Raw genomic sequence first — 13,374 nt, forward strand, 5'->3', positions numbered from 1 at the left:
CTTGCCATCCGCGCCGTGCAGGCGTCAATCGTTAGCTGCGCTGACCTACGGTTCAACGACAAGCCGCAAGGGTGAGGCTCTACATCGTCGGCCGCAGCTAGTTCGCGTCGGGGGCCAGCTTGGCGTAGTCGAACTCGCTGATAACGAGGCCGGCGGTGGAGCGGAGCTTGAGCGTGGTGTAGGGCGCCGAGGGAAAGAACAACTCGGTCATGGTGGTCAGGCCGCCGTCGGCAAACAGCTCCACGGAAGTAGCATCGAACAGGAGCGTGAGGTCGGCAGCGGCGGCGGTGGCGCGGCGCGGCGCGGGGTGGCGGCCGGCGAAGTCCTTGCTGAAGCCGCTGGGGCCGGCTTTCGAGCGGTCCACGAAGTACTGGTTGGCTTTCTTATCGTAGCCGATGACCAGCTCTTCGCCCTGCTGGTTGCCGAGCACCAGGGTGAAATCGGTGAGCTGGGTGGTGCTCAGCTCCAGGCGCATTTTGTCGCTGAGCGGCTGGGGCAGGCGCGTGGTCAGGTCCAGCTCGGTCTTGACGGGCAGGCCGGTGAGGTGCACGGCGCCGGGCTGCATCAGCTGGCCCACTTCCAGCGCCGGCTGAGAGGTGAGGTAGATGTCGTTGCCGACGCGTTTCAGCGCCAGCTCACGGGGCACCGTCATGGCGTTGCGCCAGGGCGAGGTGGGCACCTGGTTGGCGTACTGCCAGTTGCTCATCCAGCCCAGGAAGAGGCGCCGGCCGTTGGGGGCGTTGTTCCAGGTCACGCCGGCGTAGTTGTCCTTGCCGTAGTCCACCCACTTGGTGGGCGGGGTGGCCTGGTCGGGCGTGAATTTCTTGCCGTCGAACTGCCCAAGGAAGTACTGCGTAGCCGAGCCGCCGTTGGGCCCGCCGGGGTTGATGCTCACCAGCAGCACCCACTTGGTTTTGCCGTCTACGGTCAGCGGAAATAAATCGGGGCACTCCCACACGCCGCCGTGGGCGCCCAGCTTGGCCCCGAACTCGCTTTCCTTGGTCCACTTCTTCAGGTTGGGCGAGGAAAAGAACGTGATGCGGTCCTTGGTGGCCAGGGTCATGATCCACTTCTTGGCCGCGGCATTCCAGCTCACTTTCGGGTCGCGGAAGTCCTGAATGCCGGGGTTGGGCAGCACCGGGTTGCCGGCGTACTTGGTCCAGGTCTGGCCGCCGTCGAGGCTGTAGGCCAGGCTCTGGTACTGGTGCTTGTTGGTTTTTTTCTTTTCCTCCGGGTCGTTGTGGTGGGTGAAGATGGCCACCAGGGCATTCTTGCCGAAGCCCGCGGTGTTGTCCTTGTCCACCACGGCCGAGCCGGAGAAAATCCAGCCCAGCTTATCCGGATACAGGGCAATGGGCTGATCCTGCCAATGCACGAGGTCGGTGCTGGTGGCGTGGCCCCAGTGCATCGGCCCCCACACCATGGCGTCGGGGTAGTGCTGGAAAAACAGGTGGTAGGTGCCATTCACGTACACCATGCCGTTGGGGTCGTTCATCCACATCTTGGCCGGCGAGAAGTGGTAGCTCGGCCGGTACTGCGGCGTGGCGGGCGGAATGGGGGCAGCCGGGGTCTGGGCCTGGCTGGTAGCGGCGGCCGTCAGCAGGGAAAGGGCCAGCAGAAGTCGTTTCATGGGGTGGGAAAGAATCGAAGGAAACAGGAGCGGAAGAGGCCGTCATGTCGAGCGAAGTCGAGACATCTCGCGTGCTGATGCCGGATAGTAACCTTTGTTCAACGAGGAAATTACTACACGAGCGAGATGTCTCGACTTCGCTCGACATGACGTACCAGAAGGATTAAAGAATAGCCTGTTCGGCCAGCAGCTCGCGCACCTCGGCCTCCGTGAAAGCCGGCGTGGCGCCGTAGTGGGTGGCCACCAGCGCGCCGGTGGCGCAGGCAAAGCGCAGACACTCGCCCGGCTCCTGCCCGGCCAGCCAGCCTTTCAGCAGCGCGGCCAGAAAGGAGTCGCCGCTGCCGATGGTGTCCTTCACCTCCACGCGCACGCCGGGGGCGCGGTAGAGGCGGCCCCGGGTCCAGAGCAGGGCCCCGTCGGCGCCGCAGGTGACGCACACGGCCTGCAGGTCGAAGCGCGTGGCCAGCCACTGCATGGCGGCGGGGCGGTCGGCCGCGGCGCCGGATTCCTGCCCGAACCAGCCCATGATTTCGGCCAGCTCGTGGTGGTTCATCTTCACCAGGTCGGCCTTCTGCAGCAGGTACTTCACCACTTCCTTGGTGTAGTGCGGCGGGCGCATATTGACGTCGAACACGTTGAAGCGCGCGTGCTCGATGAGCCGGTACAGCGTTTCGCGGGTGGCGGCGCTGCGGGCCGAGAGGCTGCCGAACACGAACATATCGGCCTGCTCCACCAGCGCGTCGAGCCGGGCTTCGTGCTGAATGTAGTCCCAGGCCACCGGCTGCACGATTTTGTAGGTCACTTCCTGCGCGTCGTCCACGTTGGCCTTCACCACGCCGGTGAGGTGGGTGCGGCCGAGCTGCACGTAATCGGTGCTCAGCCCTTTCGAGGCCACAAAATCGAGCAGCTCGGTGCCCAGGTCGTCGTCGCCGACGCGGCTGATAAGCTGGGTGGGCACGCCGAGCTGGTGCAGGTGCACGGCCACGTTGAAGGGCGCGCCGCCGGGCTGCTTGCCCGAGGGCAGCACGTCCCAGAGAATTTCGCCGAAGCAGACAACTTGGGTGGGATTAATCATGGGATGTTGATTTAGAACGTCATGTCGAGCTTGTCGAGACATCTCGCGTGCTGATGCCGGATAGTAACATCATCGTTCAACGAGAAAATTACTATCGAGCGAGATGTCTCGGCTTCGCTCGACATGACGTTCTTTTTACGTTCTGGACTAGTGCAACACCAGCGTCTTTTCCAGCTGTTCCAGCGAGGTGCCCTTGGTTTCGGGCATCAGGCGCCACACGAAGAGCAGCTGCAGCACCATCATGGCGCAGAAAAAGGCGAAGGTATTACCGCCGCCGAGCCGCTCGGCCAGGGGCGGGAAAGCAAAGGCAATGACGGCCGCCATGACCCAGTGGGTGCTCGAGCCCAGGGCCTGGCCTTTGGCGCGCACCCCGTTGGGGAAGATTTCGGAGATGAACACCCAGATGACGGCGCCCTGCGAGAAGGCGAAGAAAGCAATGTAGACGAACAACAGCCCCGGCACCAGCATGCCGCCGAAAGCCGTGAAGTTTTCTGAGTAGAACGCCCAGGCCACCAGCGCCAGCGTGGCAATCAGCCCGAACGAGCCGATGAGCATGAGCTTGCGGCGGCCAAACTGGTCGATAACCTGGCGGGCCAGCAGGGTGAAGACGAAGTTGACCAGCCCCAGCCCGGCCGAGGAGAGCAGGGCCGAGCTTTTGCCCAGGCCAGTCATTTCGAAGATGCGCGGGGCGTAGTAGATGATGGCGTTGATGCCCGAAACCTGGTTGAACAGGGCGAAAAGCACCGCCAGCATCACCGGCGTGCGGTACTGCGCGGCCAGCAAGGAGGCGCCGCCGGCCGCAGCGTCCGCGGCGTTGGTGGTCAGAATATCGGTGGTGAGCTGGTCGGCGGTGCTGGCATCCACGCGGCGTAGCACGGCGCGGCCTTCCTCCACCCGGCCCTGCCCGATCAGCCAGCGCGGGCTTTCGGGCACGCGGAACAGCAAGAGGAAAAACGCCAGCGCCGGCGCGGCCTGCACGCCCAGCATCCAGCGCCAGTCGTTTTCGCCCAGGCCGGTGAGTAGGTAATTGCTCAGGTACGCGGCCAGGATGCCGAACACAATGTTGAACTGGAACATGGCGACCATCTGCCCGCGCTTGGCGGCCGGGGCCACCTCCGAAATGTAGAGCGGGGCCGTCACCGACGAGGCGCCCACGCCCAGCCCGCCCAGGAAGCGGAACAGCATGAAAGCGTACCAGTTCGAGGTCAGCGCCGCGCCCAGGGCCGACACGAGGTAGAGCACCGCAATCCAGACCAGCGTCTGCCGCCGCCCCAGCCGGTCCGACGGGATGCCGCCGAAGATGGCCCCGAACACCGTGCCGATCAGCGCCACGGCAATGGTGAAGCCGTGCTCGACGGAGCTAAGCCCCCAGAGCTGCTGAATGGCCTTTTCGGCCCCGGAAATGACGGCCGTATCGAAGCCGAACAGGAAGCCCCCAAGCGCCACGACCAGGGACCAGAAAAAAACGTTGCTGTTGTTCACGGCGGAAAGGGTTGTAGAAGCGCCCGCGGGGAAAAGCAGCGGCTTCCGGATGGGTGGTTATGGATTGTATTCGAGGGCGTTATCGAAAAGAAAATGGCCGTGCCAGGCGCGCCGGGGCATCCATGTGCCGCCGCCGTCAAGCCCGTTCACTCATCAGGCTCCCTATCCCCAGGAGCGGCGGCGGATGCTGGCTCGCGCCATTCCCACAACCCGGCGCCCCCGGCACGGCTTTTTCTCAGGTGGTGAGATGGTGAGGTGGTGAGATTGTGAGTTTTGAGGTTCTAGCCGCGCAGGTCTGCGCATTTCGCACCGCACGCACATCAACTCACCATCTCACTATTTCACCATCTCGCCGCTTACCAACCCGGGTTCTGCTGGTAGAGGCCTTTGCTGAAGTTGATTTGGTTGAGCGGGATGGGCAGGTACTCGTCGCGGCCGCGGGTGAAATTGGCGTTCTGCAGGTACGAGCGGCGGGTTTTCTCCACCCGGAAGTACTCGTTCAGGTAGTCGGCGGCAATGCCCCAGCGCACCAAATCGAAGAAGCGCGAGCCTTCCATGGCAAACTCCAGGCGCCGCTCCCAGCGCAGGGCTTCGCGGGCGTACTGCTGCGTCCAGACGCCGGCCGGGTACTGGCCGATGCGGTAGTTCGAGGTGGCCTGGCCGTTGCTCTGCTTGAGCAGGCTGGTGCTGCTTTGGGCCCGCTGCCGGATCTGGTTGATGATGGGCAGGGCCTCGGCCGGGCGGCCCAGCTCGATGAGGGCCTCAGCCTTCCACAGCAGCACGTCGGCGTAGCGGATGACGGCCCAGTTCTTAGTGCTGCTCATGAAGGGCGGCAGCTTCTGGAAGGCAGGGTCGTTGGGCCCCACCAGCTCTTTCTGCGACATAAACTGCCCGTACACGTCGGGCACGCGCACCCAGGCCCGTTGGAACACGAACGAGGGGTCGTACTTCCAGGGGTGGGTCGGAATGGCCACGGTGTGGTCGAGGCGCGGGTCCACGGTGTTGGTCTGGAAGTCGGCCGGGGCCGTCAGGCTGCTGGTGTTGAAGGTGGTGAACAGCGGCAGACCCTGCGCGTCGGTCTTGAAGGCGTTGACCAGGTTTTGGCTGGGCTGGTGGAAGCTGCAGCAGCCGAATTCCGAGTTCATCGGGTAGTTCAGCTTGTTGCCCTGGTTGATGCGCCCGCGCGGCGTGCCGTCGTCCTTGCTGAACTGGATGGCAAACACCGACTCCGAGCCGTTGTCGAAGGCCGACATGAAGTTGTTGCCGAAATCGGTGTACAAGGAGTGCTTGCCCGCGCCGATGATTTCGTTGGTGAGGCGCAGCACCTCCTGCAGCTTAGCCTGGTCGACGCTGGTTACCTGGTGGTTGGTTTCGTTCTGCACGTAGGCCTGAAACAGCCGCACCTTGGCCAGGTAGGCCTTGGCCGCCACCTGGCTGGCCCGGCCCACCTCGCCCTGCGTCGCCGGCAGGTTCGCGGCCCCGAACTGGAAGTCGTCGGCAATCTTGTCCCACAGCGCCTGGCTGGTCAGCGCCACGTTCGACACCTGGTCGTACTGGTCCACCGGCACGTTCTCGTCGAGGTAGGGCACGCGGTCGAACAGCTCCTTGAGGATGAAGTAGAAGTGCCCGCGCAGGAAGCGCGCCTCGGCAATGCGCACGTTGCGGTTGGGCATCTGCGCGTCGGTCACGGCCCCCAGGCGGCGCAGCGCGTCGTTGGCCCGGCCGATGCCCACGTAGAGGCGGAACCACACCTCGTCGGTGTTGCCCACGTCGGTGCGGTTGTAGGTGAAGGTTTCGTAGAAGTGGAAGCCTTCGATGTCGCCGATGCCGCCGCCGCCCTTGTAGGCGTCGCCGGAGCGCAGGTTGCCGTAGGGCCACAGCGAGGTGTAGGGAACGGTGAAGCCGTCGTTGGCCAGGGCCGAGTACGCAGCAATAACCTGCTTGTCGGCGTTTTCGGGGGTGTTCAGCTGCTCGTCGCTGAGCGCGCCGCGCGGCGGCACGTCCAGAAAGTCCTTGTCATTGCAGCCGGTGGTGCCGAAAGCCAGCAGGGCCGCGGCGAAGGTGAGTACGTGTATGGATTTCATCGTGGGAAGCAGGGTTGGGGAGAGTGAGGGTTGGGCGTCCAATCGTCAGGCCGTCATGCTGAGCGCAGTCGAAGCATCTCTACCGCTTCGTTGGCTCGGTTCAGGCCGTCATGTCGAGCGTAGTCGAGACATCTCGCTGGATAGTATCTTTCTCGTTGAGGTTACTATCAGCCATCAGCACGCGAGATTCCTCGACTTCGCTCGGAATGACGTTCTGGTGTGTTCGTCCTTTTCCGGTCGTTCTTTTTTTGCCGTTCTAGAACGTCACGTTCAAACCAGTCGAAAACGCCGGCGCGATGGGGAAGCCCAGCAACTGCACTTCCGGGTCGGGGCTGGTGTAGGCGTTGGCACCCTTGCGGTCCTTGAAGGTGACTATGTTGGTGCCCTGCACGTAGAGGCGCAGCTGCTGCAGGCGCAGGGTGCTGGTCAAGGCTTTCGGGAAGGTGTAGCCCAGCTGCACGTTGCGCAGCTTCAGGTAGGAGCCGTTTTCCACGAAGTAGGTGGAGGGCCGCCACTCGTTGTTCTGGTTCAAAAGCGACACCGCCGGAATGGTCGAGCCGGTGTTCGTGGGCGTCCAGGCGTCGAGCACGCGGGTGCCCCAGTTTTCCTGGTTGGCGAAGGTGAAGTCGGTGCGGAACTTGGTGTCGTTGAACACCTTCAGACCCTGCACGCCCTGCCAGAACAGCTGCAAATCCAGCCCCTTCCACGAGCCGCCCATGGTCAGGCCGTAGATGAAATCGGGCGTGTTGTTGGTAATCCAGGTCTGGTCGATATTGTCGATTTTACCGTCCCCGTTCAGGTCCTGGTAGCGGATGCGGCCCGGCGCGGCGCCCACCTGCGTGGCGTGGGCGTCCACCTCGCTCTGGCTCTGAAACAGCCCGTCGGCCACGTAGCCGTAGCGCGAGCCGAAGGCCTGCCCGATGATGGTCACGTCCTGCCCGTTGCCGCCGTAGGCGTTAATCACCTCGCGCGGCAGCTTGGTCACCTCGTTGCGGTAGCGGCTCAGGTTGGCCGTCACGTTGTAGGCAAAGCCGGTGCTCGGCAGCTCGTCCTGGTAGCTCAGCAGCACTTCCCAGCCCTTGTTTTCGATGGAGGCGCCGTTCACCCAGCGCGAGCCGCCTTCGCCCACCGCCGCGATGTAGGGCGGCAGCACCAGGATGTCGCGGGTGTTCTTCACGAAGTAGTCCACCGAGCCGGTCAGCTTGTTTTGCAGCAGCCCGAAGTCCACGCCGAAGTTGCTCTGGGTGGTGGTTTCCCACTTCAGCTGGTCGTTGCCCTGCTGAAAGCGGCGGTAGCCCGAGGGCAGCGCCCCGGTCTTGATGCCGGCAATGTCGTAGGCCGTGCCCGGGTCCGGGTCCCAGGTCGGGTCGGAGCCGTAGAGCGGGCGGTAGAGCGAGTAGGCCGCGTCGTTGGCAATGTCCTGGTTGCCGGTCTGGCCCCAGCCGGCGCGCAGCTTCAGGTCCGAAATCAGCGCCGCGTTGTTTTTGATGAAGCCTTCCTCGCTCAGGCGCCAGCCCACCGAGGCGGCCGGGAACCAGCCAAACTGGTTTTCCTTGCCGAAGCGCGACGACCCGTCGCGGCGCACCGTCACCGAGGCTAGGTACCGCTCGTCGAACGAGTAGTTGACCTTCCCGAAGTACGAAGCCAGCCGGTAGGCCGACGAGAAGCCGGTGTTGAGCTGCGCGCCCGAGCCCGCGTCGAGCACCGCGTAGTTGATGTCCTCGCTGGCGAAGCCCGAGCGGTTGGCCGTCACCTCGTTGAAGTTGTAGCTGATGCGCTCGGCCCCGAGCAGGAAGTCCACCTGGTTTTTGCCCGCGCCGAGGTGGTAGTTCAGGGTGTTCTGCCACACCCAGTTGCCGAAGTTGCGGTTCACCACCAGCAGCCGGTTCACGTTGTCCGACAGGTAGCCCGACTTGTACTTCTTCTGCAGGCTTTTCTGGTCGAACAGGCTGTAGTCGATGCCGAAGGAGCTGCGCAGGTGCAGGCCCTTAATGACTTCCAGATCGGCAAACACGTTGCCGAAGGCCCGCGAGGTGACGCCGAAGTTCTGCTTGTTGTCTTCCAGCAGGCGCACCGGGTTCTGCCGGTCCGAAATGCCGTTCACCGGCCCGCCCCAGCCCACGCCGTCCACCGTGTGCACCGGCACGATGGTCGGCAGCACCGTGGCGTAGTTGATGGCGTCGCGGTCGGCGCCGAAGCGGGTGCGGTTGCGCGAGAGCAGCAGGTTTTCCCCGATTTTCAGCTTGCCGTCGAAAAAGGAGTAGTCCGAGTTCATGCGCGCCGTCATGCGCTTGTAGTTCGAGTACCGGACGACCCCGTCGTTGTCGTAGTAGTTCAGCGAGAACAGCGCGTTGCCCCGCTCCCCGCCGTTGGCCAAACTCAGGTTGTAGCTCTGAATCAGCGAGGTCTGCTGAATCTCGTCGAACCAGTCCGTATTGGCCGCCCGCTGGGTTTTGTCCGCGTCGATAAACTCCGGCACGATGACCTCGTCGAGCACCGGCTGGCCGTTTTCGGTGTGCTGGCGGTAGGTATACAGCGGCGAGGTGGGCGTGAGGTTGCCCGAGTTGACGGCCGCCTGCCAGTACACCCGCCCGTACTCCTGGGTGTTCAGCATGGAGGTGATGCGCCGCGGCTTTTGCACCGTGGCGAAGGTGCTGAACTCCACCCGGTTGTACCCCTTCTTGGCTTTTTTGGTGGTGATGATAATCACCCCGTTGCCGGCCCGCGAGCCGTAGATGCTGGCCGCCGAAGCGTCCTTGAGCACCTGAATCGACTCGATGTCGTTCTGGTTGAGCTGGTTGATGCCGTCCTTCGTGGGGATGCCGTCAATGACGTAGAGCGGGTCGTTGTTGCCCAGCGTGCCCAGCCCGCGGATGCGCACCGACACCGAGCCGTCGGGCGCCCCGTCGGTGTTGATGCTCACGCCCGGCACGCGGCCCTGCAGGTTGCGCATCACGTTGCCCGAGGGCAGGTCCTTCACCTCGTCCACCTTCACCACGGCCACGGCCCCCGTCAGGTCGGCCTTGCGCTGCACCTGGTAGCCGGTCACCACCACCTCGTCCAGGGCCTTGGTGTCGGGCGCGAGCTGCACGTTCAGCTCGGTGCGGCCGCTCACCGGCAGCTCCTGCGTAGCGTAGCCCACGAAGGAGAGCAGCAGCGTGGCGTTGTCGGCGGCGGTGAGCGTGAAGCGGCCGTCGGCGTCGGTCTGGGTGCCGTTGGTGGTGCCTTTCACCACCACGGTCACGCCCGGCAGGCCGTTGCCTTTGTCGTCGGTCACGCGGCCCTTCACGGTGATGTCGGCCAGCAGGTCGGCGGCGGGGCCAGCCGCCGTAGGAGTGCCCGCCAGCGCCGGCGCGGCGGCCAGCGGCAGGGCGGTAAGCAGCGTCGCGGCCACGGCCCGGCGCAGGTGGGGTACGGTGTGTTTCATGGGAATGGCTGAGGTGAGAGAACAGAGGAATTTGAATCGACCGAAAAGGCAGTTACCGGCTGCCGGCTCCGGCGGAAGCCCGCCCGCCTTGCCCTTACCGGAGCGCGGCGGGCCCGGCCGGCACAGTGGGTTTCGCCGCCGGGCTTCGATTCAAAATTGGGCTGCAAACGTTTGCGGACTGTTCCTCTATTCGTTCAAAGTCTTGCAGTTTTGATTCAGTAATGAAAAATATGTTAAGTATTTGATTTGCAGGTATTTTGTGTAAATGATTAATGCTGTTTTTAAAGCCGCACTTTCGATTTTGATACCCGGTCTTTAGAAATGATACCCGCTGTAATGGCGACTTATAGATAATGGACTGCTTGCAGCAAGGCTATGCCAAGCGACTGGGTCAGCTACCGGGAATTCAGTTGACTTACCGGTGGACCGGCAGCGCAGCCAGAGTCATCGACTCCAGGGTTGGAACGGAGTCAAGGCTGGCCCCGCAGCCGTGGAGCGGAGTCATATCGGTAGCCATGTTCACGGGCGCAAACAACCGAGCTGCCGCGCAGCGGTACGGCATAGAATGGAGCGTGTGAACGTCAGCCATGCCATGCCGCTGCGCAGCAGCTCGGTTGTGCTCTTCGGCGGTGGTTTGCTATCCACATGGCGCCGCGCTGCGGCTGCATGACCCCAAGCACGACCCGAACCGTGCGACGCGCCACAGCTCCGGCATCAGCGGCCGCCTCAGCCCGCCGTGGTGTGCAGGGCCCGGAACTCCGAGGGCGACACCTGGTAGCGGGCCTTGAAGGAGGTGGAAAAGTAGGAGGGCGAGGAAAAGCCCAGCTGGTAGGCCACCTCGGCAATGGTCAGCTCCTCGTCGAGCAGCAGCTGCCGGGCCTTGGTCAGGCGGATGCCCTGGATGAAGTCCGTCACGCCGGTGCCGAGCACGGCCTTCACCTTGCGGTACAGCTGCACCCGCGAGATGCCCAGGCTGCGCGCCACGTCCTCCACCGACAGCTCGGCGCGCGACAGGTTGGCCTCCACGATGGCCGTCAGGTCGGCCAGAAACTTCTGATCCACCCGCTGCGGGGCCACCGTAGCCGTGTCCACCGACAGCTCGCGGCGGAAATGCTCGCGCTGCCGGTCGCGGTTGGCCAGCAGGGTGCGCAGGCTTTCGAGCAGGAAGGTGGGGTTGAAGGGCTTGGTGAGGTAGAGGTCGGCGCCCTGCTGTACGCCCTCCACCTGCTGCTCGGGCGCGTTGCGGGCCGTGAGCATCACCACCGGAATGTGGGAGGTGCGCCAGTCCTGCTTGAGCTGGCGCACCACCTCCAGCCCGCTGATGCCGGGCAGCATCACGTCGCACACGATGAGGTCGGGAATGGCTTCGGCGGCCAGGCGCAGGCCGTTTTCGCCGTCCAGGGCGGCGCTGACCTGGAAGTGGGGCCGCAGCTTCTGCTGCAGAAAGGCGCTGACGTCCGGGTTGTCCTCAATCACCAGCACCAGCGACTCGCTGCTGGTCATGGCCGGCGCGGGCGCAGCTTCCTCCACCAGCAGCGCCGGCCGCGGCGCGCCCAGGTCCTCGTCCAGCGCGAAGGCCGGGGGCGTCGGGGCGGCGGGGGCGGTGGTGGTAAGGGCGGCGGGCAGCTCTTCGGGCAAGGTCACCACGAAGGTGCTGCCCTGGCCCGGCTGACTGCTGAACGTGAGCTGGCCCTGGTGCAGGCGCGTCAGGCCCTGGGCCAGCGCCAGGCCCATGCCCGAGCCCTTGGCCGACTGGTGCCCCTGGTAAAACCACTCGAAAATGTGCGCCTGGTCCTGCTCGGCAATGCCCGGGCCGGTATCTTCCACGCTCACGCGCACGGTTTTATCGGCCGGCACGCGCTGAATGCTCACGGTAATCTGCCCGCGGTCGGGCGTGAACTTGAAGGCGTTGCTGAGCAGGTTGAAGAACACCTTGTCGACGATGTTCACGTCGAACCACACGCTGATGACGGGCTCGGCCGGCAAGAAGCGCAGCGAGATGCCGCGCTGCCGGGCCGGGCGCTCAAACACGTCCATGATGTCGCGCACGAAGGCCACCAGGTTGCCCTGCGCGGCCCGCACTGGCATCTTGCCCACGTCGATTTTGCGAAAATCCATGAGCTGATTCACCAGCTGCAGCAGGCGGTGGGTGTTGCGGCGCACCAGGGTCAGGTCGTGGCGCTGGGCCGCGCTCAGGTCCTGGCCGTTGGTGAGCAGCTCCTCCACCGGGCCCAGGATGAGGGTGAGCGGGGTGCGCAGCTCGTGCGAGAAGTTGGTGAAGAAGCGCAGCTTGGCTTCGGTGGCTACCCGGGCCTGCTCGGCCAGGTCCATAATCTGGTTGCGCTGGGCCAGGATTTCCTGGTTTTGCCCCTCCAGCTGCCGGTTGATGCGCCGGTTCACCCGAAACGCCCGCCAGGCCAGCGCCCCGAGCACCGCTGCCCCAAGCAGGGCCGCGGCCAGCACGTAGAGCACGTTTTGCTGGCTGGAGAAGGTGGCCCGCTGCGCCCGCAGCAGCTCCTGCTGGCGCTGAATGTCCTGCTGCTGGGCGCCGAGCTGCTCGGTCTGCAGCTTCATCGTCAGCGCGTTGGTCGAGTCGATGACCATGGTGCTCAGGATGTTTTCCTTGGCGTAGGGCTGGCGGCGCAAAATCTTCATGGCCGTGCGCACCGCCTCCTCGCCGCCCGGCGAGTAGAGCAGCGTAGCCGTGATGACGCCGTCCTGCACTAGCTGAATGCCCCCGCGCACGCCCGGCAGCCCGTCGACGCCGATAATCTTGACGCGCCGCTCCCGGCCCAGCTGTTTGCACACCTGATAAGCGCCGAGGGCCAGCCGGTCGTTGTGGGCGAAAATCAGGTCGACGTCGGGGTGCTGGCGCAGCACCTGCGGCAGGCGCTCCAGCACCGAGGGCCGCTCCCAGTTGCTGTTGACCTCGGCCACCAGCCGCAGGCCCGGGTAGGCCGCCAGCGCCTGGGCAAAGCCCCGGTGCCGGTCGACGGCGGGGGAGGAGCCGGGGGCGCCGCGCACTTCCAGCACCCGCCCGCGCTGCCGCAGCAGGCCGGCGGCGTAGTGCCCGGCCTGCTGGCCCACCTCCACGTTGTTGCCGCCCACGTAGGCCGTGTAGAGCTTGGAAGTGGTGCGCCGGTCGAGGATGACCACCGGAATGCCGCGGTTGTAGACTTCCTCCACGATGGGCGTCACCGGTTCGGCTTCGTTGGCCGACACAATCAGCAAGTCGATGCCCTCGCGCAGAAACTCCTTGATCTGCTGCTCCTGCCGGGCGCTGCTGTACTGCGCGTCCTTGATGCGGAAGCTGACCTCGGGGTAGAAGCTCAGCTCCTTGTTCATGCCCGCCAGCATGGCCTGCCGCCAGGCGTCGCCGTTGGTGCACTGCGAAAACCCGATGCGGTAGCGCGGCGGCGGGGCCGAGGGGGTGCAGCCCGCCAGCCCGGCCAGCAGCGTCAGTACCCATGACACGGCCAGCCAACGGCCTAGCAAGAGCCGCCGCGACGGATAAAATCGGGCAAAAAACGGGGCTGACATGAACGGGCGGCAGGGGGAATTCTCCAAAGCTAAAAAAGCCCGGCCAGCTTTGTTGCCTGCGCGGTGCCCCGCCTCTCTGATTTTGTTGCTCTGCCTGCTCGCGGCCATCCTCTTGCCGCCGGAGCAGACGATAAAG

6 protein-coding genes are annotated in these 13,374 nt (G+C 64.6%); all 6 read right to left on the bottom strand.

Annotated elements, in window-relative coordinates; translation table 11 throughout:
- Positions 1 to 97 precede the first annotated feature (97 nt).
- The 6 genes from FDY95_RS12605 to FDY95_RS12630 all read right to left on the bottom strand — a co-directional run bounded on the left by FDY95_RS12605 (position 98) and on the right by FDY95_RS12630 (position 13,238).
- On the bottom strand, positions 98 to 1,630 hold the full coding sequence (locus FDY95_RS12605; RefSeq protein ID WP_138078129.1) for a glycoside hydrolase family 32 protein: 1,533 nt from the start codon (positions 1,628 to 1,630) through the stop codon (positions 98 to 100).
- Positions 1,631 to 1,793: 163 nt separating this feature from the next.
- A complete protein-coding gene (locus FDY95_RS12610) occupies positions 1,794 to 2,705 on the bottom strand; it encodes a carbohydrate kinase family protein (protein ID WP_171025663.1) in 912 nt (303 codons plus the stop codon).
- A 147-nt stretch (positions 2,706 to 2,852) separates the two neighbouring features.
- Positions 2,853 to 4,187, bottom strand: coding sequence for a sugar porter family MFS transporter (locus FDY95_RS12615; protein ID WP_138078130.1), 1,335 nt, complete (start codon positions 4,185 to 4,187; stop codon positions 2,853 to 2,855).
- A gap of 356 nt (positions 4,188 to 4,543) precedes the next feature.
- Positions 4,544 to 6,271 carry a RagB/SusD family nutrient uptake outer membrane protein gene (locus FDY95_RS12620; protein ID WP_138078131.1) on the bottom strand — a complete coding sequence of 576 codons (1,728 nt, stop codon included), beginning with the start codon at positions 6,269 to 6,271 and terminating at the stop codon, positions 4,544 to 4,546.
- A 256-nt stretch (positions 6,272 to 6,527) separates the two neighbouring features.
- On the bottom strand, positions 6,528 to 9,698 hold the full coding sequence (locus FDY95_RS12625; RefSeq protein ID WP_138078132.1) for a SusC/RagA family TonB-linked outer membrane protein: 3,171 nt from the start codon (positions 9,696 to 9,698) through the stop codon (positions 6,528 to 6,530).
- 726 nt (positions 9,699 to 10,424) lie between these two features.
- Positions 10,425 to 13,238, bottom strand: a complete 2,814-nt coding sequence (locus FDY95_RS12630) for a substrate-binding domain-containing protein (RefSeq protein WP_171025664.1) — start codon at positions 13,236 to 13,238, stop codon at positions 10,425 to 10,427.
- Positions 13,239 to 13,374: the final 136 nt, after the last annotated feature.

The organism is Hymenobacter jeollabukensis, assembly GCF_005771675.1.
Taxonomy (GTDB): domain Bacteria; phylum Bacteroidota; class Bacteroidia; order Cytophagales; family Hymenobacteraceae; genus Solirubrum; species Solirubrum jeollabukense.

What these genes read in the sequence shown, in the direction of transcription:
- FDY95_RS12605 (WP_138078129.1), bottom strand. Translation starts at nt 1,630, where the DNA reads ATGAAACGACTTCTGCTGGCCCTTTCCCTGCTGACGGCCGCCGCTACC.
- FDY95_RS12610 (WP_171025663.1), bottom strand. Translation starts at nt 2,705, where the DNA reads ATGATTAATCCCACCCAAGTTGTCTGCTTCGGCGAAATTCTCTGGGAC.
- FDY95_RS12620 (WP_138078131.1), bottom strand. Translation starts at nt 6,271, where the DNA reads ATGAAATCCATACACGTACTCACCTTCGCCGCGGCCCTGCTGGCTTTC.
- FDY95_RS12625 (WP_138078132.1), bottom strand. Translation starts at nt 9,698, where the DNA reads ATGAAACACACCGTACCCCACCTGCGCCGGGCCGTGGCCGCGACGCTG.
- FDY95_RS12630 (WP_171025664.1), bottom strand. Translation starts at nt 13,238, where the DNA reads ATGTCAGCCCCGTTTTTTGCCCGATTTTATCCGTCGCGGCGGCTCTTG.